Source organism: Corynebacterium glyciniphilum AJ 3170, assembly GCF_000626675.1.
In the GTDB taxonomy this organism is placed as follows: domain Bacteria; phylum Actinomycetota; class Actinomycetes; order Mycobacteriales; family Mycobacteriaceae; genus Corynebacterium; species Corynebacterium glyciniphilum.
The window spans coordinates 152,500-176,191 of the sequence record NZ_CP006842.1 but is presented as its reverse complement, the minus strand read 5'-3'; the positions used below and the strand labels follow the sequence as shown (position 1 = coordinate 176,191).

Below are 23,692 nucleotides of genomic sequence, written 5' to 3'. Positions count from 1 at the left end.
CTCCTCCGTCGAATAAGAATTAGGAACTAATCCTTAACTTGACGGTGGTGCGGAATATTCCATCTCCGTGCCGGGATCTGCTGACCCCTACCGGCTCAGTCGGCGATCGCCTCCAGCGGCCGGACCCGCGACGCCTTCACCGCCGGCCAGGCGGCGGCGACGACACCGACCACACCCGAGGCCACGACCATGCCGACAACCTGACCCCACGGCACGGCGGTTTCGGTGAGTCCTTCCCCAGCCAACACCTCGAGGAACGCCCATCCCAGCCCCAGGCCGATGACAACGCCGACGAGCGCACCGTAGAGCGAGATCTGGACCGCTTCCAGGGTGATCATGCGGCGCACCTGGCCGCGCAGAGCACCCACGGCACGCAGCATGCCGATCTCCTGACGCCGCTCGATGACGTTCAGCGCGAGGGTGTTGATGATGCCGAGCACCGCCACGATCACCGCCAGAGCCAGCAGCGCATAGAGGACATTGAGCATCTGGTCGATGAGGACGGCCTGTTCACCGGCGTACTCCTCCGGGGTGAGCACCTGGACCACAATCTGGTCAGCGGTGGCCTCCTCCAACCTGTCGCGCAGTGTATCGGCGTCGATCGACCCGTCGCCGTTGACGAAGACGGCGTAGATGTTCGCCGATGCACCGCCACCGACCTGGGCCGCCAGGGGTTCAAGCGCCGACCAGGACACCAGATGCTGGCCGAAGAGCTCGTTGGGTTCATAGGTGCCCTGCAGTGTCGCCTCACCGATCTCACGCTCGGGCCCGTCGGGCATACGGACGGTGAGAGGAAGTTCGTCCCCGACCGTCCAGCCTTCAGAAGCGGCGACCTCCTCGTCGGCGATAACACCGGGGGCGTCCAGGGAGAGGTCTCCCTCGGCAGCCACCAGACCCCCGGACACGGTCGGGTCACCCTCGATGACACCGGTGCCGCCGCTGAAACCACCGACGGTGACGGGCAGGAAACCGAAACCGGTGGCCGCCTCCACGCCGTCCACCTCACGGACGGCGTCCAGGGCCGACTGGGGAACCGGGAAGGCACCGTTGGACGGCCCGGAGAGGACGTAGTCGGACTGCACGGAATCACCGATGAACCCGCTGATAGAGGCTTTCATCGAGGCACCGAGCATGCCGATACAGGCCACCAGTGCCACACCCAGAGTCAGAGCAAACGCGGTGGTTGCGGTCCGCCGTGGGTTACGCCCCGAGTTCGTGGCGGCGAGGCGGCCGACCTGACCGAAGGGTGCTCCGACCACTCCGCCGATCCCACGGACCACCGGGATCGACAGGGCAGGGGACAACAGGAAGGTTCCCAGGATGACGCCGAGTGCACCGACTCCGACCAGTGCTGCCCGGGGCCCGGTGCCGGAACCGCTGAGCAGGACACCGACCAGCGCCGCGGCGACGCCGAGGAGGAAGAGGACGACGCCGACAGTGGTACGGCCACGCAACGGGGATCTGGACGACTGGTCACCGGAGCGCATCGCCTCGACCGGTCGGACCGCACCGGCACGCCGGGCCGGGGCCCACGCCGAGAGGACAGTGACGATCACACCGAGGACCAGCGGCAACAGGACGGAACCGACGGTGATATCGACACCGGTGTTCGGCAGCCCCGCACCCGTGGAACCGATGACGGCGTAGATGACCTGGGTCAGTCCGATGCCGGCGAGGACACCGAGCAGTGAGCCGACGATACCGACGATGACGGCTTCGAAAACCACGGAGACGGTGAGCTGGCGTGATGCGACCCCCAGGGACCGCAGCAGGGCGAACTCCCGCATCCGCTGGGCGACGATCATGGAGAAGGTGTTGGCGATGATGAATGTGCCGACAACCAGGGCAATCAGACCGAAGGCGATGAGGAAGTAGTTGACGAAGCTCAGTGCCTCGTCAATCTGCGCCGCCTGCTCCTCGCCGACCTGGGCGCCGGTCTTGACGTCGACGTCCCCCAACTCGGGATGGTCGGCAGCGAGACTGTCGCTGACCTGGGAAGCGAGGGTGTCGGGGCTGGTCCCCGGGGTCGCGGCGAGGGAGAACTCGTTGCCGGTGGAGCCGTCGGTGAAGGTGTCGACGAACGCGGGCTCGTCCATCATCAGACCAAGGAATCCGCCACCGTCGATGTCGATGTCGTAGATGCCGGAGATGGTGACCGGGTGGCTGCCGGAGGCGTCCACGACGGTGAGTTTCTGCCCGACGGTGAGGTCGTGGGACTCGGCAGCGGTGCTGTTGACGGCGACCTCGTCGGGTCCGCGCGGCGAGGTGCCGTCGACAATGCCGGTCTCGGGCCCGACGGCGTCGTCCGGCTCGTACCAGGGCATGGCGAAGGCCGGCGCCCCGCCGGTCTGCAGGGTCTCCTGCGTGCCGTCCTTCTCGGTGGCCACGACGACGGTCACTTGGTCGCTGAGGTTCACCTTGTCCACGCCGGGGATTCCGGCGAGGTCGTCACCGAGATCGAGGGGCAAGGAGGAGCCGGACTGCGGCGCAGACACGACGACGTCGATTCCCCTGGTGGTGGACTCGGTGAGCGTGTCGAAGGTTTTCTGCAGCGAGGAGGTGAACATCAGCGAGCCGGCGATGAAGGCGGTGCCGAGCACCACTGCCAGGACGGTGAGGACCAGTCGGATCTTGTGTGCGGCGAGATTGCGGAGCGAGACGCGCCGCATCGTCGCCGCCGAGGATCGGGCAGCCATGGTTCTACAGCCCCTCAATGCCGGTCATCGTGGAGAGGATCTGTTCCACGTCCGGGTTGCGGAGTTCGTGGACGATCCGTCCGTCGGCAAGGAAGACGACCCGGTCAGCGTAGGCGGCGGCCTTGGCATCATGGGTGACGATGACGACGGTCTGGTCGTCCCGGTCGACGGCGGTGCGCAGGATGTCCAGGACCTCCGCCGAGGAGTTGGAGTCCAGGTTGCCGGTGGGCTCGTCACCGACGATGATCTCGGGACGGGCCACCAGCGCCCGGGCACAGGCGACACGCTGCTGTTGACCGCCGGAGAGTTCGGAAGGACGGTGGCCCAACCGGTCAGTCAATCCGAGCCGGGAGGTGATCTCCCCGAACCAGTCTTTGTCGACGTTGTCGCCTGCGATGTCGATGGGCAGGGTGATGTTTTCGGCGGCGGTGAGCGTCGGCACCAGGTTGAAGGACTGGAAGATGAAGCCGAGCCGGTCGCGGCGCAGCTTGGTCAGTGCCTTGTCACCGAGACCTGAAATGTCGGTGTCCCCGAGATAGGCGGAGCCGGAGGTCGGACTGTCCAGACCCGCCATGCAGTGCATCAACGTTGATTTTCCGGAACCGGACGGCCCCATGATGGCGGTGAACTCACCTGCGGTGAAGTCGACGGTCACGTCGTCGAGCGCGGTGACGCGGGTGTCACCCGCGCCGTAGGTCTTGGTCAGGCCCTCGGCACGGGCGGCGGAGTGTGCGGTTGTCGGGGACGGCCGGGAATCCACTGGTCTGGTCCTCTCTCACGGTGGGGAGAACGGTTCTCCCCAATCTCTACCTCCTGAGGGTAGAGCCTGGGCCTCGGCAGCACCTCCGGGAAGACCCTGAGATACGTCCCTGATTATCGCGTGGTGTAGTCGGCCGGTGCAGGTTCGCTGGTCGTCCACTCTGTCGAGATCAGAGCATCGACAGTCGACGTGAGTGCGGCAGGTACGTTCTCATGTAGGCGGGCCGGGTCCACTCCCGGCATGAGCTTCATGCAGTCCACCGCCTCGACGCGGGGCGCGTCCCGGCCGTCAAGTGCCTGCAGGGCGAGCTCCCACACGGGGTTGCTCGCCGCAAGGAGAAAGTGCTCCACCGGTTCATTGGGGCACTGATCCTGGAGGGTGATGTTGGTGACGTTCGGACCCGCCGGCAGAAATGCCTTGTCGTGAGGAAAAACGATCTCGTCGAAATGCGTGGCGATGGTGGTGTACCGGATTCCCGGGTACGTCTCAGGGGCTTCGTTGAGGATAGAGAGGAAGTCGGAGCCACTGCTCTGCTGACGCAGCGCTTCCGGGCAAGCGACGGTGCACAGCAGAGAGATCATGTCGGAGCCGTGATTGGATGAGCCGAGCCCGACCATGTTGCCGACCATGTCGCGGGTGTCGGGCCACCATGTTGTGGTCCACCGCCCGATCATCCCGCCCTGACTGTGGCCGACGATGTCGACTTTCTTGCCGCTCTTTTCGTGCACCGTGCGGATCGCATGGGTAACGTTCTCTGCGGAGACCTGGATGTCCTGCATGCCGTTCATCGGCAGGTCCACGGTGCAGTACGGGCGTCCTTCCTGCGCGAGAGCGGGCTCCCAGGTCCAGGACCAGTTGGCCCGGGAATTGGAGGTCGTCCCGTGGAGCAGGATGACCGGGTCGTGGTCGCTGCCGGACATATCTCCGTGGCAGCGTAGTGACCGGTCCAGTGAAGCCTGGTCGGTGGTCAGTGCGGGCCCCGCGTCCCGCGCCGTTCCCGCACCCGCCACCGGTGCCACGAGGATTCCCAGCACCACCGTTACGGCGGTTGCGAATACACCGAGGCTCCTTGGCAGAATCCACCGGGTGAAGGCTCCGTTACGCTCGACATCCATCATAATTTTCCTTCCAAAGGCATGTATGGATGTCAGACTAACGTCGCCGCACAGGGCCGATGGAGCAGTTCGCCTATTTTGTTCCGTTCCGGACCTTCGCATGCCCCTCGGACCGCCTGACCTGCTTCGCCACGGCCCAACCGATGGTCCGCACCAGGAAGAGGTAGGGAACCCGAGTGAAGCGTTTGGAGTACCAGCTGAACGTGGCGAAGCCGTCCGGGGTCACCACGGTTCGACGGGCCTCGATACCCTTCACCGCCCGGCGCGCGATGATCTCCGAGGTGAGCCACGTTCTACTGAGAAGCACGCGCGCTACCGCATCCATCGCATCGTCGTCGCCGATGAGGGAATCGGCGAGGCCGGACTTGAAGAACTGGGGGCAGATCACGGTCGTGCTGATCTTCCGGTGTCTCAGTTCGGCATCCACGGTCTCCCCGAGGGCAACGGTCGCCGCCTTCGTGGCGTTGTACGTCGCCATGGCGGGGGCATGGACGAGGCCGGCCGCTGACGCGGTGAGCACGATCCTCCCGCCCTTCCCGATCTTGGGGACGAAAGCCCGAAGGCCCCTGACCGAGCCGAGGACATTGATGTCCAGGGCCTTCTGCCAGGTGTCCATCTTTGTCTCGGTGATTCGACCTCCGATGGCAATGCCAGCGTTGCTGACGAGGATGTCGAGGGAGTCGACGTCAGCCGCTGCAGCTTGCCAGTCCTCGTCGCTGGTCACGTTGAGCGTACGGTACGTCCAGTCCCCCGCCAGCGACTGGACGGCGGGAGGAATGTCCTCGTGAAGGTCGGTGAGAATCACCCGGTCGCCCTTGCCCAGGAACTGCTTGGAGATCTCCAGCCCTAAACCCGAGGCTGCGCCGGTCACCAGCACGGTACGGGGGCCGGGCTTCTTCGTTCTGATCATGATCAGTTCACCGTTTCTTCCTGTGCAGAGCGCTCGGAGTCGTCATGAGTCGCCCAGACACCGAACAGGAAGCGCTGGTACTGTTCGGCGAATTCCTGCGGGTATTCAAGCTGGGGCATGTGCCCGCAGTCGTCGAAGACCACGGCATCCCGGACGTCGATCTGCTCGAGACCCGCCCGGAAGTCCGAGTACGGCAGGATCAGGTCCTTCCTGCCCCACGCCAGCATCACCGGTGTCGTCCCGGCAGTGGCCCGGTTGAACCGAGCGACCAGGTCACGGCGCCATCCCTCCCTGATCCCCAGTGGGGACCCCAGGTGCCGGACAAAGGAGTAGAAGGTGGCGTTACGGTGGGGGTGTCGTGCGATCCGCCCCTGGACATCCAGGCGGCGTCGGGTCACGGCACCACGACGCCGCAGAATCACGTGTTCGACCGGCTGGTACATGGCACGCAGCCGGGTGGTCGCGGCATTGAGCCGCCCCAGGCCCGGGATGGCAATCAGCCGCAGCAATGGCGTAGTACTGTCACCGAACCCTGCCGGATCGACGAGGGAGACGCTGGAAACGGCGTCGGGACGCTGTGCGGTCATCTCCATCGAGAGCGCGCCGCCGAGAGAGTTTCCGACAAGGTTGATGCGTGTCTCGCCGAGCGCGTCGAGGGTCTTCCACAGCAGCTCGGCCGTGTCAGCCAGGGTGACGCGATCCGCAGGGTCACTGAAACCGAAGCCGGGAATATCCAGGGCAATGTACCGGCTGTTCTCACCGATGAGGACCGCCTGATCGTCCCAGTCCTCCAGCGAGCGCCCGATGCCGTGGATCATGACGATGGCGTCCCGGCTCTCCTGTCCGTCCTGTCGGGCTGCCGGCCCACCGCGGCGCAACCGCACCGTACGACCGTCCACGGTGACGGTCTCCGTGGGTGGGAGCGCCCGGGTGTCCGTTTCAACGAACGGGCTGTCGGCATGGACGGTCTGGACCTCCGGCCCCGGGCGTGGACTGCCCGCCAGTGCCAGGCACCGGTCGCCGAAGACCATGTCGCGACGCTGGTCACCGTAGGCGAGTTCTGGCAGTTCCGTGAGGTAGTTCTGCGTGTACTGCCAGGGCGAACCGTCGCCCTGGGTGGGCAGGCGGTGTTCACCGCGCTGAATGTACCCGGCGGCGAAGTCGAGTAGCGGACGGTCGTTACGACCGGGGGGCAGTGCCGGGCTGTAGAACTCCTCACCCGTCTTCCACAGCTTGACCATGTAGCGCGAGACCATGTCGGAGCGCAGCGTCCAGGAGGCGTTCACGTAGCCGACGGTGAAGCTGAAGTTCGGCAGGCCGGCCAGCATGATGCCCCGGTAGAAGACCTGCTGGTGGTTGTCGAGAGGCTTGCCGTCGATACTGAGGCTTCCACCGCCGAAGACCTCGATCTCCAGTCCGGTGGCGGTGACGATGATGTCTGCGTCCAACTCCTTCCCCGACGCCAGACGGATGCCATCGGCAGTGAATCGTTCGATGGTGTCGGTGACGACGTGGGCGTTGCGCTTCAGCGCGGAGAAGATGTCACCGTTGGGTGCCTTGCAGACGCGCTGGTCCCACGGGTTGTACCGGGGTGTGAAGTGCTCGTCGATCTGGTCCTTGGACAGGTACGGACGCTGCATCAGACGTAGCGCGTTCTTGAACAGCCACGGGGTCCGCTGGGCGACGACGAACTGCGCCATGTCCCGGGCTGCGTGGTTGAATCGCGCGGCCCGGTAGGCGGGCCCGGCGGGCAGGAGTTTCTTCCAGATGCTGCTGATGATGTCGATCTCCGGCAGCGGCGCGACATAGCTGGGACTGCGCTGCAGCATGGTGACGTCCGCCCCGGCTTTCTCCAGGGCCGGAATCAGCGTGATCGCCGTGGCACCGGATCCAATGACCACGATCTTCGATCCCTCGACATTCAAGTCCTCCGGCCACTCCTGCGGGTGGATGATCTGTCCGGTGAAGTTCTCCTCGCCGGGGAAGTCAGGGCGGAATCCCTTGTTATGGGAGTAGTAGCCGGAGGCGTAGTGGACCCGGCGCGTGTAGATCGTGCGCTCCCCCTTGTCGGTCACAGAGGTGACGGCATAGAGGTTCTTGTCGGTCTGCCAGTCAGCATCCTTGATCCAGGAGCCGGTCCGCAGACGCTCGAGGGCACCGCAGTCGCGGGCGACGTCACGGATGTACTCCTTGATATCCGCGCCCTGCCCCAACGTGCCCTTGTGCGGCCACGGGCGGAACGGGAACCCGAAGGTGGCCATGTCGGAGTCGGAACGGATACCCGGGTAGGTGAAGGTGTGCCAGGTTCCGCCGAGGTCGTCATGGGTGTCGTGGATCTCCCACGACCAGTGAGGGAAGTTCTGGGCGACATGATGGGCGAGGTCGATTCCGGAGAGGCCCGCGCCCACGATCAGGAGATCGAGGGGTTGGTCGACGGTGCCAGATTCTGTAGTCATGGCTACACCATAGTTATGTCTCCGGAACGATACCGGTTATCCGTTGAAGTTTTCCGGATCCGGGCCCGTACGGGCTCCCCGATCGAGCCCGTCGAGCGCTTCCAGGTCCCTCTCCCGGAGGACGACTCGGGTGGCCTCAAGGTTCTCGGTCATCCGTGCCGGGGTCACGGACTTGGGGATCACGATCCGCCCCTGCTGCAGGTGCCACGCCAGGACGACCTGCGCGGGCGTCACCCCGTGCGCCTCGGCGATCTCCGCGACCACAGGGTCGGTCAGTGCAGCGCCCTGTCCGAGCGGACTCCACGCCTCGGTGGCGATGCCGTGACTGGTGTTCGCGGCTATGGTCTCCCGGTTCTGCAGCGCCGGATGGAGTTCGACCTGGTTGACCACCGGGACGGCTCCACCGAGGTCGACGATGCGCTGGAGGTGCTCCGGGAGGAAGTTCGAGACACCGATCGAGCGGGCCAGCCCCAGGTCACGGACCTCCTCCATTCCTTCCCAGGCAGCAAGGTAGCTGTCGGTGGCAGGAGCAGGCCAGTGAATGAGGTAGAGGTCGACGGAGCCGAGGCCGAGTCGTTCGAGACTGGCCTCCAACCCGGGGCGGACCCCGTCTCGCGACAGACCGTCCACCCAGAGCTTGGTGGTGATGAACAGGTCTCCGCGATCGAGTCCGGACTCTGCGATAGCGCGGCCGACACCGGCTTCGTTGCCGTAGACCGCAGCGGTGTCGATGCTGCGGTAGCCGGCGTCCAGGGCGGTGGCGACGGCGCGGTGGGCATCGTCGTCGGGAACCTGGAAGACGCCGAAGCCGAGCTGGGGCATGAGGTGGTCGTCGTTGAGAGCGATGGTGGGGATCATGGTTTCTTCCTTACGTGTTCAGGGGTGTTCACATGCATACGGGAACGGACGGGGTGGCGGCGGTGTCGGAGTGGTGGGCGAACTCACCGCCGCGGATGCGGGTCGCCACGAGGAACAGGACCAGACCGAGGACGGTGACGACTGCACCGACCCAGAGCGGAGAGGTGTAGCCGAAACCGGCGGCGAGAGCGAGTCCGGAGAGCCAGGCGCCGACGGCGTTGCCGACGTTGAAGGCGGCGATGTTCGCCCCTGACGCCAAGGTCGGAGCGTCCGACGCGTAGTTCATGATGCGCATCTGCAGGCCCGGCACCGTCGCGAAGCCGACTCCACCCATCAACCCCAGGGCGATGACGGCGGCAACCTGGTTGGTGGCGGTCAGCGCAAATGCCACGAGGATCAGGGTGAGCACACTGAGCAGGACAATCAGGGTGGCCCCGAGGTTGCGGTCAGCGGCACGTCCTCCGGCGAGGTTGCCGATGAACAGGCCGACGCCGAAGATCACCAGCAGCCACGGCACGGTGGACGACGCGAAGCCGGAGACGTCGGTCAGGGTGAAGGCGATGTAGGTGAACGCACCGAACATCCCGCCGTAGCCGAGCACGGTCACCGCCATGGACAACCAGACCTGACGGGAGCGGAACAACGCGAACTCCTGACGGACCGATCCCGCCGAGGCCGGAGTCGACGGCACGAGGGACGTGATCGCGACAAAAGCGACGAGACCGATGACGGTGATGGCCCAGAACGTCGCACGCCAGCCGAAGGCCTGACCGATAAAGGTCCCCAGCGGCACACCGGCGACGTTGGCGATGGTCAGCCCGGCGAACATGATCGAGATTGCTCCGGCTCGTCGGACAGGGGCGACAAGGTCGGCGGCGACGACGGCGCCGATACCGAAGAAGGCACCGTGGCACAGAGCGGCGACAATGCGTCCGGCAAGCATGAACTCGTACGTCGGCGCGAGGGCCGACATCATGTTGCCGACGATGAACAGGACGAGGAGGCCGAGCAGGGCCTTACGCCGTTCCAGGCCCCGCAGGGCGACGGTCAGGATAATGCCGCCGACGGCGACGGAGAGGGCATAGCCGGAGATCAGGTAACCGGCGGCGGTGTCGGTGACACCGAAATCAGCGGCGACCTCGGGTAAGAGGCCCATGATCACGAACTCGGTGAGACCGATGCCGAATCCTCCGAGAGCCAGCGCGTAGAGGGCAGCGGGCATGATGGGTGACGTCCTTTCCTTGCGTATGCATCAGTTGCATGTGCACTAGTTGCACGCGCAACGTTGAAGATAGTTGCACACGCGGGATATGCGCGCAAGTCGGCTATACTGGCCAGCATGAGCATTTCGGACGACGCGGTCGAAGTCCGCACCCGGGGCTGGCGCACGCTCGCCGCACTGCACGGCGCGATCGACACCGCCTTGGAACGGGCGCTGAAAGATGGCCACGACCTGTCCGTCGTCGAGTTCGCCGTGATGGACTCCCTCGACCGACAGGACGGCTGGCACATGCGCATGGCACAACTCGCCCGCGCCGCAGCCCTCTCCCCCAGCGCCACGACCCGCCTGGTCAGCCGCCTGGAGAACCGTGGGCTACTGCGCCGCATCCTCTGCGACGACGACCGCCGCGGCATCTACACCGAGCTCACCGATGACGGCCGGGACCTGCTCAATGCCGCCCGCCCCACCCACGACCGCACCCTCGAAGACGCGTTGGACGAGGCGTCCACCGTCCCTGAGCTGGCTCCGCTGGCCGACGCACTGCACGCCGGAAATTTCCGGTAGGGACTGTCTGTACCAATAACCCCCGTGTCCAGCGACTTAGGGACCGAGCAGTGCGAACGGAATCACGGCAACTCCATCAGGGCGCCGGTAAGCGTACTCACCCGTAGTGACCAGCACCTTATCTGCTACTTGATCACCGAGTTGGTCTTCGATCCAGTTGAGATGCCTCACGTCTTTATCACTGACGCTGGCTGCCAGCTTGACTTCCACGGCAACGATTCGCCGATCGCGCCCCTCCACGATCAGGTCGATTTCATGCGTGGTGTCACGGGTTCGGAGATGTGATGTCGTTGCATCTACCGCGTCTGCGTACACACGAACACTCTGTGCAACCAGCGACTCGAAAAGTGCACCCAACCACGACCCGACACCATCCGCCACACGGACTCCGTCACCGCGAAGCAACCCGGACCTGCCGACTCTGACCAGTCGAGCGGCAAGCGCGGGATCAACCAACTGGTGTTTCGGTGCGAGAGTGAGTCGCTTCAGAGGATTGAACGCAGGGGCCCACGCTGGAATCGGGTCGAGTACAAACAGCCGGGTGAGATGCTCACGGTAAGAGTCCACCGTGGCCCGGGCAGGTTTCTCATTGTCTCCAGGGGTAGCCGCATCAAGGATCTTCGAATAGGACGCGTCTGAGGAAACCGCTGCGCCGTAAGCAGCCAACCACGCCCGGAGAGCTGACGGTCGGCGGATGACGATTCCGTTCTCCGGCATCTCCCGCTCCACGATTCTGGAAAGGTAGCTGTCGAGCTGAATGTCCCTCGCACGTTCCGGGAGGTGCCGAATACCGGGGAATCCCGAACGCAGAATTTCGTCCGTATAGTCCGACAATGCGAACTCTGACTGTCCGGTGATTTCAGGCCGGTCACCTGCAAGAAGCTCTCGGAGTGAGACCGACGGATCCATCAAGCCTCGTTCAGCGAACGACAACGGTCGCATGCGGAGACTGACAATTCGTCCCGCACCTGAATGGACTCGCGCATCCCCGGGGACTGTCGCTGAACCAGCCAGGAGAAACCGTCCTCCGTCACTGTCGTCGTCCACCGCCGTCCTGACTCTGTCCCAGACAGACGGCTCGAGTTGCCATTCATCGATAAGGACGGGCGGCGGAACCTTGGTCACATAGTCTTCATCTGCCGCGAGGAGTTCCCTCTGGGCCGGACGGGTGAGATTCAGGATGGTCGCCGCCCGCTGACTGGCAGTCGCCGTTTTCCCCACACCTTTTGCGCCTTCGAGAGCAATGACCGGCAGATGCGGGAACAGCTCGTCAAGGGTTTCATCAATGACCCGGGTCCGATACGGCATATGTGGACTCTACCACGGAAAATTCCCGCCACTAGGCAATCTGCCACGATCTTACTAGGCAATCTGCCATCATCGAACTAAGCAAGCTGCCATTCCCAGTGGCACGCACACGGCTACGCTAGGCACCATGAACACGACACGGCAGGTGCAGATCACCTTCGACTGCCAGGAGCCGACGACGGTGGCGGAATTCTGGAAGGCGGCACTCGGCTATGTGGATCCTCCGGTCCCGTCAGGATTCGACTCCTGGGAAGCTTTCAACGCCTCGCTCCCCGAGGCTGACCAGGGATCCGCCTGGGCGTGCCAGGATCCTGAAGGTGTCGGGCCGCGGCTCTTCTTCCATCGCGTCCCCGAGCCCAAAACCGTGAAGAACCGCGTGCACCTCGACGTTCGCGTCGGCACGGGACTCCGCGGCGACGAACGCGTCTCCGCGCTCGAGACGGAAGCCACCCGGCTCGAAGCACTCGGCGCGCGGCGTCTACGGCTGCTCCCCGCTGACGACGTGAATGAGTCCTGCCTGGTCATGCAGGATGTCGAGGGCAATGAGTTCTGTCTCGACTGAGGCTTGCACACCGATGACCGTAGAGACCTGGAGCATCATACACCCGTCCCTCGGACGCATTGAGGTATCCACCGGCACCGAGGATGAGTTACGTGTGCTGGACCCGGGCTTCCCGCAGGGTAAGGAGGGCAAGCAGAGTTCAGACTCACCCCGTCTCCTCGTCCGGGTCGGGGACACCGTCGTCGCCCGGAAGAAGTCGCTGACCAACACCAAGATCGATCTCTCGGAGAAGACACTCGACGACCCCGAAAAGCGCCCAGCTCCCGGCGAGTACAGCCACCAGGAAACCGTCCTCAAGCCGTTCCTGGAGATCGAGTCCAACTGGGCGGACACGTGGGTACGCAGCATCACCGTCCGCATACGGGACACTGCCGTCCTCCTCGACGCCCCCGTCGGCTCACGCGCCGGCAAGCGACAACAGGCCATGGAGCGCTCCGCGTTCAAGCGGTGGCTCTACCCGCTTCTCGGCGGAGTCGGTAAAGGCGGCTGGGCGCTGGGGGTCATCATCCTCGGCCCCCTCGTCGTCCGCCTGTTGCAACGACTCTGGCAGTGGCTGTCCCCGTACCTTCCCGACTGGGAGATCAACCTTCCGTCGATCCCCTGGCCGGACATCAACCTCCCGTCCATCAATCTGCCATCCATCCCCTGGCCGGACATCACCCTGCCGAGTTGGGACGCGCCGTGGTGGGTGGAGTTCCTGGCCGAGTACTCGAAGGTGTGGGTGCCGGTACTCATCGGCATCGGAATCGGCATCGTTACGATCCGGAACCACCGCCGTTCGGAACGGACGAAGAGGGAGTGGGAGGAGACGCAGGCCGCAGGTACCGATGCTGCCCGCGCCGACATCGCGGCGACACTACATGCCCCGGCGACCAGAGCGGCCCACGTGTTCCGTGCCCGGATCGGGCAGTTGGCGGGGCAGGAAGGACAATGACGTCGCGGCGCGGGCGGTTTCCGAGTCTGGCGACGTCTCCTTCCATTCACGCACACGACCGGCATCTCACATCGGCGTACCGTGGCGTCATGTCGCACACCACCGCTGAACTCAGCCAGAAGGCCCAACTACTCCTCGACCTGCATCACCGCAGCACACCCCTCGTCCTTCCCACCGTATGGGACGTGTGGAGCGCCCGGCTCGCCGAAGACGCCGGATTCGACGGCCTCACCGTGGGCTCGCACCCCGTGGCCGACTCCCTCGGGTACCCCGACGGGGAGAACACCCCGGTTGATCTGTATTTCCAGGTCGTCGCGCGCATCACCTCCGCGGTGAGCGTCCCGGTGTCGGTGGACGTGGAGTCAGGCCTCGGACTGCAGCCCGCCGAACTCGTCCAGAAGGTCCTGGAGGCCGGTGCCGTCGGCGTGAACATCGAAGACACCGTCCACACCGAGGACCGTTATCGAAGCCCCGAGGAGCATGCCGCCTACATCGCCGCCGTCCGAGCCTCTGCTGAGGCGCAGGACGTGCACCTGGTCATCAACGGACGGACCGACGCCTTCACCAAGGACGGCGAGGATGAAGCAAAACTCGACGACGCCCTCACCCGGCTTCGTCTCCTCGAAGAAGCAGGGGCGGACTCCCTGTATCCTGTGCTGATCCCCTCCACCGAGACCCTGCAACGCATTCTCGACGAGGTATCGACGCCCGTGAACGTCACCGCACATCCGCGCACCGGAGCGATCCCGGGATCCATGAGCTTCGCCGACGCCGCCCGGACCGGAGTCGGCCGGATCTCCTTCGGGCCCCTGCTCCAGGCCGCCCTGGCGGACACCACCCGTGAACTGCTCGGCGACTGGAAGGACATCTCCGACGGAGGTGCCGCCTAGTCGGCGACCGTCGCCACACCGGCCACTCCGTGGAGCACGTTGTCCCAGGAGGCGGGAGTGTGTCCGTATCTGCTTTCCAGGATCCCGGGGTGAATGACCGCCGGCGCGTCCCAGAGATACCGGTTGCCGTGGAGTTCCCGCATCGTCGCGGAAAAGAATCCCGCCAGCCGCACCACCCACCAGGGTGTCTTGCGCACCGGACGCGGGCGGACGCCGACAGTCTCCGCAATGTCTGCCGCCATCGTCCGTTGCGAGAGCGGCCTGGTGGACGGTGCCGTCAGCACGGCGTCCCCCTCCGCCGCAAGAACGTTCGCATCATCAGCGGCGGCGACCATCGCTGCGGTGAGGTCCAGGATCGTCGTCACCGACCGTTCAACGTCCGGATCGCCCAGTACCCAGGCCATCCGGGAGGAGAGCGCCGGGCCGAAGAGCAGCAGTGTAAAAACAGAGGTCCTGGGATCGGCCGTCGGGCCGACGAGGTCAGCGGCCACCACAGAAATGGTCCGGGCACGGTGTTGCCTCCGGGCGGCGAGGAGTTCGGCCCGCACCTCACCGAGCGGCGAGGCGGGAGCCACGGAGCCGGTGGTCAACGGCTCACTGAGGTTCTGGGCGCGTGTACCGAACGCATAGACAGACTCGGGGAAGATGACCGGGATACCCGCGTCCGCAGCCACGTCCATCACCGCCTGTTCACGGTGGGGTAGCTCTCTGCGCCATGCCACTGAGTCATAGGTCGTGTGGATGCAGTGGAAGATCGCGGACGCGGCCTCCTCCTGCCCGGCGACGGCCCGCTGCAACAGGGCGCGGTCTCCCGCATCCCCCTGCAGAAGGAGGGCTCCTTCCTCAACCGGGGTACCGCGACGAATGACGGTGACGCTGTGGCCGGCATCTAACAGGTCGCGGGCGAGCTGACTGCCGATCTGACCTGCACCGGTGATGACGTAATGCATAACTCCTCCTCGATATTGTGATCAGTGCTCTCTATTTTCACCAGACGGTACTGGCCTTCTCCGTCAATATCAAGAGCAGTGCTCACTTTCTTGTCGACGTCGAGCCCCCGTGGAAGACTCGACAGGCATGAACCACCCACGTCGTACCCATGCCCAGGCGCGTGCCGAGATGCGTGACGGCATCCTCCGCCTGGGCCGCGAGCAGCTGGCCACACGGAGCGCTGGCGAACTCTCAGTACGCGAAATCGCCCGAGGACTCGGAGTTGCGTCATCAGCGGTGTATCGCCACGTGAAGAACCGAGATGAACTGGTGACCCTGCTCGTCGTCGATGCATACAACGATCTGGCCGAGGCCACCTCCCCCGCGCCGTATACCGACATCACAGACAGTGCCGCCAGTGCCGAGCCGTCCGCATTGCTCAGCTCCCTGGCACACCGCATCCGCTCCTGGGCCGTAACCAACCCGACGCGCTGGGCGCTGATCTACGGCACCCCCGTCCCCGGCTACGCCGCGCCGGCGGAAGAAACCACACCTCCAGATACACGAGTCATGGCCACACTCCTCGAGATCCTCGCCCACGGGACCGTCGGAGAGCCGACTCCCCCACCCTCCGCTGATTTCGCCGCGAAACTCCAGGCGTCCGCAGCCGAACTCGGCATGCCAGGGATGTCGCCGCAGTTCCTCGCTGCCGGCGTCGATGTCTGGACGAGTCTGATCGGAACCATCAGCGCCGAGGTATTCAACCAGCTCGGAACCGATCTCAGCGCATACGGACCGGAGCTGCTGAACCGCTGGGTCACCTCCACAGTCCGCCGGTTCTCGCTGGACTGACCGCCCGCACAAGGAATAAAGGCACAAAGATGTTGACACTGCTCACGTCCCGGACTACGGTTCGACAATGTAAGCACCGTCAACTCACGAAGGGGCTCCAGCCCATGTCCTCAACTTCCGCATCCGCCGACACCGTCTCCGTCACCCTCGGGAACCGGACCGTAGAGGTCCCCAAGGGCGGCCTCTACGACCGCTACCGGATGGACCCTGACCTCGACGCCATCGCCGAGGACCCGCGGGTCAGCAGCGTCGACTTCTTTCGCACGCTCACCAAGACCAGGGTCGACTCCCCCATCGGCGAAACGCTCACGCCGAACTTCTACTACCGCAACTCCACCGCCCGGGTCGCCTTCCTCGCCAAGTCCAGCGCCGCCCGCACGCGCCTACCCATCGAACTCGACCCACTGGAAGTCGCCCCCGGCATCGCCCTCGGATTCGTCATGTTCTTCCGGTACGACGTCGCCGACATCGACTTCTACACTGAGGCCGCCGTCGGTGTAGCTGTACGGCCCGCCCGCCACGGCAAGGTCGGCGTCGCCGACCTTGTTACCGGGATGGGTAACAACCATCTCCACGCCTACGTCCTGTCCCTGCCGGTCAATACCGACATCGCACAGGTACGCGGCCACGACGGATACGGCTTCCCGAAATGGCGGACCGACATCGACGTGAACATCGACAGCAGGCGCGTGTCCGCCCAGGTCTTCAACGGCGACGGCACCAACGACATCTCTCTCGCCGCATCCACCCCGAAGCAGAAGCGCTACCGTAGCGGCGAGAAAGTCGGCTCGTTGACGTCGTACACGAAGATCGGTGAAAACTGGCACTCCACCCTCACCCAGACCAACGTGCTCTCCGGTGGGGTGAGCCTGTTCCCCCGCGACATCGATCTCACTCTGGGTTCCGGCCGTGCCTCCGACGACGTCCGGTCACTGGAGTTCATCCGTCCGATGCAACTCGACGTCGCCACCGAATCGCAGATCGCCCTGCACATGCCCGCCCCGATCTCTGTCGCCAGCCGATAACACCCACCCCACCGCGCGAGAAAGAACGAACACCATGTCACGCACCTCTTCCGCCACTTTCCCCGGCATCGACCCCGCCTCCGTCGAATTCCTCGACCGGCTCGCCCATCGCGTCCAGGTCGCCGACCCCGACCGCATCCTGGAGATCACCAACGCCATGACCGGCGAGGTGATGGGCACCGTTCCCGCCTCCACCACAGAGGACGTCGCCGCTGCCGCGACGCGCGCCCGCCGTCTGCAGCGCGCCTGGGCTGCACGTCCTGTCGAAGAGCGTGCGGGCGTCCTGTTGCGCTTCCACGACCTCGTCCTGGAACGCCAGGACGAAGTCCTCGATCTCATTCAGCGAGAGAACGGCAAAGCGCGCCGTCACGCCTACGAGGAGATCATGGATGTCGCGGTGAACTCCCGCTACTACGCCCACACTGCCGCCGACTACCTCAAGCCGAAACGTCGTCAGGGAGTCCAGCTCTCCCTGACCAAGGTGGTCGAAGTCCACCACCCGAAAGGCCTCGTCGGAGTGATCTCCCCGTGGAACTACCCGCTGACGTTGGGGATCAGCGACTCCCTGCCGGCGATCATCGCGGGCAACGCGATCCTCACCAAACCGGACCAGCAGACCCCCTACGCCACCCTGTGGGCCGTCCAGCTCCTGGAAGAGGCGGGCATGCCGGAAGGTCTGGTGCAGGTCGTGACAGGCCGGGGATCAGAGTTGGGCACCCCGATCATCGAGCACTCCGACTTCCTGATGTTCACCGGCTCCACCGCGGTCGGCCGCACCGTCGCCGCACAGGCCGGTGAGCACCTCATCGATTACTCCATGGAACTCGGCGGCAAGAACGCCCTGCTCGTTCTGGACGACGCCGACATCGACAAGGCGGTCAAGGGCGCGGTGAGGGCGTCGTTCTCCAACACCGGTCAACTGTGCATCTCGATCGAACGGATCTACGTCCCGGACTCGATGTGGGACTCGTTCACCTCCCGCTTCGCCGCTGCGGCGAAGAACATGACGCTCTCACCGAAGCTGGACTATTCCGCGGACATGGGTTCGCTGGTCTCCAAGAAGCAGCTCACAACCGTCAGCGACCACGTGGAGGATGCCCGGAGCAAGGGGGCGACCGTCCTCGCGGGTGGTAAGGCCCGCCCCGATCTCGGTCCGCTGTTCTATGAACCGACGATCCTCACCGGCGTCACCGAGGACATGACAGTCTTCGACCACGAGACTTTCGGCCCTGTCGTCTCCCTCTACCGTGTGAGCAGTGAGGAAGAGGCGATCCGCCTGGCCAACGACTCCGAGTACGGCCTGAACTTCAGTGTGTGGACCAGCGATCCGACCCATGGACGTCGGGTGGCAGAACAGCTCGAGGCCGGCACCGTCAACGTCAACGACGCCTACGCCCCCACCTGGGGCTCCGTCGACGCCCCGATGGGCGGCATGAAGGCATCCGGTGTGGGGCGTCGTCATGGCGAGCACGGGATCATGAAGTACACCGAGTCCCAGACCATCGCGGTAGAGCGCCTGATACCGGTCGGTGCACCGGACTGGTTGGATGCCGGACGCTACGCGAAAGTCATGACCGGTGCTCTGCGCCTGGCCAAGAAGCTCCCGGGGGTGAAGTAACCGTGGCGCATGATCCCCTGAACTACGCGGGGACGACGGTCCTGATCACCGGGGCGAGTTCCGGCCTGGGGGCGGAGTTCGCCTCCCAGTTCGCTGCCCGCGGCGCCGACCTGGTGCTCGTCGCCCGGCGCGAGGATCGTCTGACCGACCTCGCCGACCGGCTCGAGCAGAACCACGGCGTCTCCACCACCGTGGTCACCGCCGACCTCGGAGTCCCGGACGCCGCCGCCTCACTGGTGGAGACATTGGACGAGCGCGGCCTTCACGTCGATTCACTGATCAATAACGCCGGCTTCGGCATGGGAGGACAGTTCGCCGACGAGGAGCCCGGGCGTCTCTCCGGGATGATCGACCTCAACGTCGGTCTGCTCACCGACCTCACACGCCTGCTGCTGCCTCAGCTGGTGGAACGTTCACGGCGCAGCGGCGGGCCGGGCGTCCTGCTCAACATCGCCAGTACCGCCGCCTACCAACCCACCCCGGGCATGGCCGCCTATGGCGCGACGAAAGCGTACGTCCTCTCTCTCACTGAAGCACTCGCCTATGAGACGAAAACGTCTCCGCTGCGGGTCCTCGCGCTAAGCCCAGGACCGACAAAGACGGAGTTCTTCGATGTTCTCGGCGGGGGCACCGACGCTGCTGTCGGTAGCTTCCAGACCGCCGACCAGGTCGTCTCCCTGGCATTACAGGAACTCGACCGAAAGAATCCGCGTCCCAGCATCGTCTCCGGACGCAGAAATGCCGTCGTCGCCGCCATCGCGCGACTGGCTCCCCGGCGCCTCACCCTGGCGCTCTCCGGAAGGATCTCGCAATGACTGACAAGACAATGAAAGCAATCTGGAACAACAACCTCGACCTCGAGGACACCGCCGTCCCGGCACCCGGGCCCGACGAGGTCCTGGTGAAAGTCACCGCCGCCGGTGTGAACCGCGCCGATGTGATGCAACGCGAAGGCAACTATCCTCCGCCGCCCGGTGTCACCGACATCATCGGCATGGAGCTCTCCGGCGTGATCACCGAACTCGGTGGTGACGTCGCACGGCAGGGCCGTTGGGCACCCGGCGACGAGGTCGCAGCGATCATCTCCGGCGGCGGCTACGCCGAGTACGCCGTGGTCCCCGTCGGCCAGTTGATGCCGATTCCGGCCGGTATGACCCTGCTGGAGGCCGCCGCACTGCCGGAAACCGCGGCCACGGTGTGGTCGAACCTGGTGATGGAGGCGGGCCTGACCGCCGGACAGACCGTACTGATTCACGGGGGCGGCAGCGGTATCGGCACCCACGCCATTCAGGTGGCCAAGGCCATCGGCGCCACGGTGATCGTCACCGTGGGGTCCGAGGGCAAGGCCCAGCGGGCACGTGAACTCGGTGCGGACCGGGTGATCAACTATCGCGAGCAGGACTTCGCCGAAGAACTCGAGAACAGCGTGGACGTGGTCCTGGACATCATCGCCGCCAAATACCTGCCGGGTAATGTCCGTGTCCTCGCCCCAGGTGGAACACTCGTGATCATCGGCATGATGCGCGGCACCCACGGGGACCTCGACATCGGCGCGCTGATCAACAAGCGGGCCCGGGTAATCGGTACAAATGTGCGTCGACGTCCGTTGACGGGGCCCGGGTCGAAGGCGACGATCACCGACGAGGTGGTGAAGAACGTGTGGCCATTGGTGGAGGACGGGACGGTGAAACCGGTGATCTCGGCGACGCTGCCGCTGGCGGAGGCCCGTGCCGCACACGAGATGCTCGACTCCGCTGATTCGGTAGGCAAGGTACTGCTCCGGCCCTGAGTGATCAGGAGCCAGGAGCTCCGGCACCCTACCCCTCGATACCGAGCACGTCCTTCAGGTGCGCGACGGCCTGGGCAACGGCGGCGACAGCCTGCGGGGTCTCATGCATGGAGTTGACCATCACGAAGTCATGGATGATGCCGCCGTAACGCACGGCGGTCACCTGCACCCCGGCACGCCGTAGCTTCGCGGCGAAGGCTTCACCCTCGTCGCGCAGTACATCGGCCTCGGCGGTGATCACCAACGTCGGAGGGAAGAACGCCAGCTCGTCCTCGGAAGCGCGCAGCGGTGAGGCAGTGATCTCGTTCCGGGCGTCCTCGTCGGTGGTGTACTGGTCCCAGAACCATTTCATCCCGTCGCGGGCGAGGAAGTACCCCTCGGCGAACTCCCGGTAGGACTCCGTGTCGAAGTTCGCGTCGGTGACCGGATAGAACAGAGCCGCACCCTTGAAAGACACATCACCACGCTCGTTGCCCATGATGTTCAGGGCGATCGCCATGTTGCCACCGACGGAGTCGCCGGAGATCGCGACCCGCTCGGGGTCCAGGTTGTGCTCGGTGCCGTGATGGACGATCCACTGGGCGACCGCGTAGGACTGCTCGTTCTGCGACGGGTACTGCGCGTCCGGCGCGCGGACGTACTCCGGGAAGACGACTGCCGCGCCGGTTCCGACGGCGAGGTCACGGATGAGCCGGTCGTGGGTGTGGGCGTCGCCGAAGACCCAGCCGGCACCGTGGGTGTACAGCACGACTGGCACTACGCCAGTGGCCCCCTTGGGCCGCACGATACGGGTCGGTACTTCACCGGTCGGACCGCCGGTCACGGTGATCCATTCTTCATCGATCTCAGGCTTGTGGATCTCCTCGTCCTGCACCTCGTCGACGGCCTTGCGGCCCTCCTCGGGAGGAAGCTGGTAGAGAAACGGGGGTTCAGAGGTCGCTTCGGCGAAAGCCTGGGCCGCGGGTTCGAGGGCGATGTTCTTCGGGTTCGCGTTCATAGGTCGTCCTTTCTGGAGAAGTTCTAGCTGAGGGTAGAGACGAGCGTTTCTGCGAGCTTCTTCGATGACTGCGGGTTCTGGCCGGTGAAGAGGTTGCCGTCCTGGACCACGTGGGGCCGGAACGGGATCAGCGCCTTGTCGTAGTCGGTGCCGATCTCCTTGAGCTTGTCTTCCAGCAGCCAGGGGGCTTTCTTTGCGAAGGAGTTGATCAGCTCCTCGCGGTTGGACAGACCGGTGACGTGGCACCCGGCGAAGGGGGTCTTTCCGTCCTCGTCAACGGTGGCGAGCAGCGCAGCCGGGGCGTGGCACAGCAACGCCAGCGGCCGTCCAGACTCGAGACGGCTTGTCAGGATCCTGCCGGAGAGCGTGTCGAAGGCCAGATCCTCCATGGGGCCGTGGCCTCCGGGATAGAACACCAGATCGTAGCCGTCGAGCTCTTCCGCGGTGACCGCATGCAGGTCAGCGGTGTTCTCGAGAACCGGGGCGAGCTCCTCGAGTTTCGCACGGTACTTCTTGACCGTGTGAGGGAGAACGCCGCCGGTGAGACCCAGGCTGAGCTCATCAACGATCGGCGTGGCCGCTCCCGGGGTGGCGACGGTGACATCGAATCCGGCGTCGGTGAAGATCTCGTAGGGGACAAGAAACTCCTCGGCCCAGAAACCGGTGGGATGTTCGGTTCCGTCAGTAAGGGTCCAGTGCCGTGCTGCGGTGACTGCCATCAGGACGTTGATCATGGAGATATACCTCTCGTGGTCTCACGTGGGGCAGGAGACCCTGCCGCGGCACAGTGGTCGGTGATGCCCCGGCGCCGTGCCGGGCACCGCCCAGAGTAAAACCAGATGTGAACGCTGTCAACACCTCCCGATGGCGAAAAGGGTCTCGCTTCGCGCACGCCAGCCTCCCAGAAACGCGCACGGAGCTAGAACAATCCGCGAGACCCCTAACCCGCCAGCCCGAGCACCGCGAGGAACGCTGACCGGACACGGTCATACATCTCGTCGGCAGGCTCCGCCGGGAACTTGCCGTCCAGGTGAAGGAACGCCAGACCATGGGCAGTACTCCACAGCCCGACGGCGAGATCGTCGACAGGCGCATCAGGATAAACGGCCCGGAGATTCTCAGACAGGGCAGCCTGGAGCATCCCGGCAGCCTGCACACGTTCATCGTTCTGATCGTCGCACTCAGTTCCGAACATCAGCCGGAACATTCTCGGCCGCTCGACGGCGAAACGGACGTAGCCCACCGCGAAGTCCGGCAGATCCTCGGGCGTCGACGGCGCTTCCCGACCCGCAAACAGTTCCTCACCAAGGGCGCGGAACCCCTGCGCAGCGACGGCGGACTCCAGTTTCGCCCGGTCAGAGAAGTGCCGGTAGGGCGCAGTCTGCGACACACCTGCCCAGCGAGCGACCGCTCTCAGCGAGAAGTTCTCCCCCTGCTCGAGCATCTCCACGGCGGCATCGATCAATGCCTGCCGGAGGTTGCCATGGTGGTAACGCTGCGTTGTCGATGTTGATCCTGAAGCCGCCATCGCTAACATCCTCTCCTATCACTCATGTAAGCACCGTACACATTCCCCTACGACAAGGGAAATCATGCCACACCCGCACTTTCCCGCGGTCACCCTCCCTCACTGCCAGTTCCTTATCGTCGGGAAAAACGGACGTAGCATCAACACCATGGACCGCAACACAGACATGGACATCCTCACCCTCGTCGACCGCACATTCCATCTGTCCCGTGCCCGGGACGTCGACGTCGCCGACATCGTCGCACTGCTCACCGACGATCCCCTGGGGCGCACACGGGAGTCCTCATCCCTGTCGCCCTACATGGACGCGTTCCACCGGATCGACGCGGATCCGAACCATCTTCTCCTGATCGTGCGCGAGGATTCACCGACGACCGGTCCCGCGGTGGCGACCATGCAACTGACGCTGCTCCCCGGACTCTCCCGGGGCGGGGCAACCCGACTGCAGATCGAGGCGGTCCGGGTCGCGGCCGAGACACGCGGCAGCGGACTGGGCTCGGCCGTCCTCGACTGGGCCCACGCCTACGGCCGGTCCCACGGTGCGACGTTGGCCCAGCTGACCTCCGACGTCACGCGGACGGACGCCCACCGCTTCTATGAGCGGCTGGGCTACACCGCCAGCCACCAGGGATTCAAGCTGCCGCTGTGATGCGGCAGCCGCCGTGCCGACCTATAGTC

22 protein-coding genes are annotated in these 23,692 nt (G+C 65.0%); 10 read left to right on the top strand and 12 right to left on the bottom strand.

Features of this window, described 5'->3' with window-relative positions; all coding sequences use genetic code 11:
* Positions 1-95 precede the first annotated feature (95 nt).
* The 7 genes from CGLY_RS00860 to CGLY_RS00830 form a co-directional block, all read right to left on the bottom strand.
* Positions 96-2,696 carry an ABC transporter permease gene (locus CGLY_RS00860; protein ID WP_038545253.1) on the bottom strand — a complete coding sequence of 867 codons (2,601 nt, stop codon included), beginning with the start codon at positions 2,694-2,696 and terminating at the stop codon, positions 96-98.
* Between the two features lie 4 nt (positions 2,697-2,700).
* Entirely contained in the window at positions 2,701-3,456 is a 756-nt protein-coding gene (locus CGLY_RS00855) for an ABC transporter ATP-binding protein (protein ID WP_038545250.1), read from the bottom strand.
* Between the two features lie 113 nt (positions 3,457-3,569).
* Positions 3,570-4,574: an esterase/lipase family protein gene (locus CGLY_RS00850; RefSeq protein WP_144313610.1), complete on the bottom strand. Its 1,005-nt coding sequence runs from the start codon at positions 4,572-4,574 to the stop codon at positions 3,570-3,572.
* 70 nt (positions 4,575-4,644) lie between these two features.
* The gene (locus CGLY_RS00845; protein ID WP_038545247.1) at positions 4,645-5,481 is read right to left on the bottom strand and encodes an SDR family NAD(P)-dependent oxidoreductase; all 837 of its coding nucleotides are present in this window, start codon (positions 5,479-5,481) and stop codon (positions 4,645-4,647) included.
* A 2-nt stretch (positions 5,482-5,483) separates the two neighbouring features.
* Positions 5,484-7,937 (bottom strand): alpha/beta fold hydrolase, encoded by a 2,454-nt coding sequence (locus CGLY_RS16585; protein ID WP_052539406.1) that lies wholly within the window; start codon positions 7,935-7,937, stop codon positions 5,484-5,486.
* 36 nt (positions 7,938-7,973) lie between these two features.
* Positions 7,974-8,795: an aldo/keto reductase gene (locus CGLY_RS00835; RefSeq protein ID WP_038545244.1), complete on the bottom strand. Its 822-nt coding sequence runs from the start codon at positions 8,793-8,795 to the stop codon at positions 7,974-7,976.
* Positions 8,796-8,823: 28 nt separating this feature from the next.
* The gene (locus tag CGLY_RS00830) at positions 8,824-10,017 is read right to left on the bottom strand and encodes an MFS transporter (protein ID WP_038545240.1); all 1,194 of its coding nucleotides are present in this window, start codon (positions 10,015-10,017) and stop codon (positions 8,824-8,826) included.
* A gap of 117 nt (positions 10,018-10,134) precedes the next feature.
* On the opposite strand from CGLY_RS00830, the gene CGLY_RS00825 reads away from it, so the two are divergent.
* Positions 10,135-10,581: a MarR family winged helix-turn-helix transcriptional regulator gene (locus CGLY_RS00825; protein WP_038545237.1), complete on the top strand. Its 447-nt coding sequence runs from the start codon at positions 10,135-10,137 to the stop codon at positions 10,579-10,581.
* 36 nt (positions 10,582-10,617) lie between these two features.
* Here CGLY_RS00825 and CGLY_RS00820 read toward each other — a convergent pair whose 3' ends face one another.
* Positions 10,618-11,889, bottom strand: a complete 1,272-nt coding sequence (locus tag CGLY_RS00820) for an ATP-binding protein (RefSeq protein ID WP_038545234.1) — start codon at positions 11,887-11,889, stop codon at positions 10,618-10,620.
* 127 nt (positions 11,890-12,016) lie between these two features.
* On the opposite strand from CGLY_RS00820, the gene CGLY_RS00815 reads away from it, so the two are divergent.
* The 3 genes from CGLY_RS00815 (at position 12,017) to CGLY_RS00805 (ending at position 14,275) form a co-directional block, all read left to right on the top strand.
* Positions 12,017-12,451, top strand: coding sequence for a VOC family protein (locus CGLY_RS00815; protein WP_038545231.1), 435 nt, complete (start codon positions 12,017-12,019; stop codon positions 12,449-12,451).
* A 13-nt stretch (positions 12,452-12,464) separates the two neighbouring features.
* Entirely contained in the window at positions 12,465-13,385 is a 921-nt protein-coding gene (locus tag CGLY_RS00810; protein ID WP_052539403.1) for a hypothetical protein, read from the top strand.
* A gap of 89 nt (positions 13,386-13,474) precedes the next feature.
* Positions 13,475-14,275, top strand: a complete 801-nt coding sequence (locus CGLY_RS00805) for an isocitrate lyase/PEP mutase family protein (protein ID WP_038550759.1) — start codon at positions 13,475-13,477, stop codon at positions 14,273-14,275.
* Here CGLY_RS00805 and CGLY_RS00800 read toward each other — a convergent pair.
* The gene (locus tag CGLY_RS00800; protein ID WP_052539401.1) at positions 14,272-15,225 is read right to left on the bottom strand and encodes an NAD-dependent epimerase/dehydratase family protein; all 954 of its coding nucleotides are present in this window, start codon (positions 15,223-15,225) and stop codon (positions 14,272-14,274) included. The two genes, CGLY_RS00805 and CGLY_RS00800, sit on opposite strands and share 4 nt — an antisense overlap.
* A 127-nt stretch (positions 15,226-15,352) precedes the next feature.
* Here CGLY_RS00800 and CGLY_RS00795 point away from each other — a divergent pair, with 127 nt between their 5' ends.
* The 5 genes from CGLY_RS00795 (at position 15,353) to CGLY_RS00775 (ending at position 20,489) form a co-directional block, all read left to right on the top strand.
* Complete coding sequence (locus CGLY_RS00795; protein WP_038545228.1) at positions 15,353-16,057, top strand: TetR/AcrR family transcriptional regulator; 705 nt, start codon at positions 15,353-15,355, stop codon at positions 16,055-16,057.
* A 104-nt stretch (positions 16,058-16,161) separates the two neighbouring features.
* Positions 16,162-17,082, top strand: a complete 921-nt coding sequence (locus CGLY_RS00790) for an acetoacetate decarboxylase family protein (protein ID WP_038545225.1) — start codon at positions 16,162-16,164, stop codon at positions 17,080-17,082.
* Positions 17,083-17,116: 34 nt separating this feature from the next.
* Positions 17,117-18,700, top strand: a complete 1,584-nt coding sequence (locus CGLY_RS00785) for a succinic semialdehyde dehydrogenase (protein WP_038545222.1) — start codon at positions 17,117-17,119, stop codon at positions 18,698-18,700.
* Positions 18,701-18,702: 2 nt separating this feature from the next.
* Entirely contained in the window at positions 18,703-19,515 is an 813-nt protein-coding gene (locus CGLY_RS00780) for an SDR family NAD(P)-dependent oxidoreductase (RefSeq protein WP_038545219.1), read from the top strand.
* Between the two features lie 11 nt (positions 19,516-19,526).
* Complete coding sequence (locus CGLY_RS00775; protein WP_038550756.1) at positions 19,527-20,489, top strand: NAD(P)H-quinone oxidoreductase; 963 nt, start codon at positions 19,527-19,529, stop codon at positions 20,487-20,489.
* A 28-nt stretch (positions 20,490-20,517) separates the two neighbouring features.
* Here CGLY_RS00775 and CGLY_RS00770 read toward each other — a convergent pair whose 3' ends face one another.
* From CGLY_RS00770 to CGLY_RS00760, 3 genes are all read right to left on the bottom strand, one after another.
* Positions 20,518-21,486, bottom strand: coding sequence for an alpha/beta hydrolase (locus CGLY_RS00770; RefSeq protein ID WP_038545216.1), 969 nt, complete (start codon positions 21,484-21,486; stop codon positions 20,518-20,520).
* A 23-nt stretch (positions 21,487-21,509) separates the two neighbouring features.
* Positions 21,510-22,220: a type 1 glutamine amidotransferase domain-containing protein gene (locus CGLY_RS00765; RefSeq protein WP_038545213.1), complete on the bottom strand. Its 711-nt coding sequence runs from the start codon at positions 22,218-22,220 to the stop codon at positions 21,510-21,512.
* A gap of 206 nt (positions 22,221-22,426) precedes the next feature.
* On the bottom strand, positions 22,427-23,014 hold the full coding sequence (locus CGLY_RS00760; RefSeq protein WP_038545210.1) for a TetR/AcrR family transcriptional regulator: 588 nt from the start codon (positions 23,012-23,014) through the stop codon (positions 22,427-22,429).
* Positions 23,015-23,162: 148 nt separating this feature from the next.
* Here CGLY_RS00760 and CGLY_RS00755 point away from each other — a divergent pair, with 148 nt between their 5' ends.
* Positions 23,163-23,663: a GNAT family N-acetyltransferase gene (locus CGLY_RS00755; RefSeq protein WP_227590322.1), complete on the top strand. Its 501-nt coding sequence runs from the start codon at positions 23,163-23,165 to the stop codon at positions 23,661-23,663.
* Positions 23,664-23,692 lie beyond the last annotated feature (29 nt).

Excerpts from the sequence above, each read along its gene's own strand:
- CGLY_RS00860 (WP_038545253.1), bottom strand. The coding sequence starts at position 2,696 with ATGGCTGCCCGATCCTCGGCGGCGACGATGCGGCGCGTCTCGCTCCGC.
- CGLY_RS00850 (WP_144313610.1), bottom strand. The coding sequence starts at position 4,574 with ATGATGGATGTCGAGCGTAACGGAGCCTTCACCCGGTGGATTCTGCCA.
- CGLY_RS00845 (WP_038545247.1), bottom strand. The coding sequence starts at position 5,481 with ATGATCAGAACGAAGAAGCCCGGCCCCCGTACCGTGCTGGTGACCGGC.
- CGLY_RS16585 (WP_052539406.1), bottom strand. The coding sequence starts at position 7,937 with ATGACTACAGAATCTGGCACCGTCGACCAACCCCTCGATCTCCTGATC.
- CGLY_RS00835 (WP_038545244.1), bottom strand. The coding sequence starts at position 8,795 with ATGATCCCCACCATCGCTCTCAACGACGACCACCTCATGCCCCAGCTC.
- CGLY_RS00830 (WP_038545240.1), bottom strand. The coding sequence starts at position 10,017 with ATGCCCGCTGCCCTCTACGCGCTGGCTCTCGGAGGATTCGGCATCGGT.
- CGLY_RS00825 (WP_038545237.1), top strand. The coding sequence starts at position 10,135 with ATGAGCATTTCGGACGACGCGGTCGAAGTCCGCACCCGGGGCTGGCGC.
- CGLY_RS00820 (WP_038545234.1), bottom strand. The coding sequence starts at position 11,889 with ATGCCGTATCGGACCCGGGTCATTGATGAAACCCTTGACGAGCTGTTC.
- CGLY_RS00815 (WP_038545231.1), top strand. The coding sequence starts at position 12,017 with ATGAACACGACACGGCAGGTGCAGATCACCTTCGACTGCCAGGAGCCG.
- CGLY_RS00810 (WP_052539403.1), top strand. The coding sequence starts at position 12,465 with ATGACCGTAGAGACCTGGAGCATCATACACCCGTCCCTCGGACGCATT.
- CGLY_RS00805 (WP_038550759.1), top strand. The coding sequence starts at position 13,475 with ATGTCGCACACCACCGCTGAACTCAGCCAGAAGGCCCAACTACTCCTC.
- CGLY_RS00800 (WP_052539401.1), bottom strand. The coding sequence starts at position 15,225 with ATGCATTACGTCATCACCGGTGCAGGTCAGATCGGCAGTCAGCTCGCC.
- CGLY_RS00795 (WP_038545228.1), top strand. The coding sequence starts at position 15,353 with ATGAACCACCCACGTCGTACCCATGCCCAGGCGCGTGCCGAGATGCGT.
- CGLY_RS00790 (WP_038545225.1), top strand. The coding sequence starts at position 16,162 with ATGTCCTCAACTTCCGCATCCGCCGACACCGTCTCCGTCACCCTCGGG.
- CGLY_RS00785 (WP_038545222.1), top strand. The coding sequence starts at position 17,117 with ATGTCACGCACCTCTTCCGCCACTTTCCCCGGCATCGACCCCGCCTCC.
- CGLY_RS00775 (WP_038550756.1), top strand. The coding sequence starts at position 19,527 with ATGAAAGCAATCTGGAACAACAACCTCGACCTCGAGGACACCGCCGTC.
- CGLY_RS00770 (WP_038545216.1), bottom strand. The coding sequence starts at position 21,486 with ATGAACGCGAACCCGAAGAACATCGCCCTCGAACCCGCGGCCCAGGCT.
- CGLY_RS00765 (WP_038545213.1), bottom strand. The coding sequence starts at position 22,220 with ATGATCAACGTCCTGATGGCAGTCACCGCAGCACGGCACTGGACCCTT.
- CGLY_RS00760 (WP_038545210.1), bottom strand. The coding sequence starts at position 23,014 with ATGGCGGCTTCAGGATCAACATCGACAACGCAGCGTTACCACCATGGC.
- CGLY_RS00755 (WP_227590322.1), top strand. The coding sequence starts at position 23,163 with ATGGACCGCAACACAGACATGGACATCCTCACCCTCGTCGACCGCACA.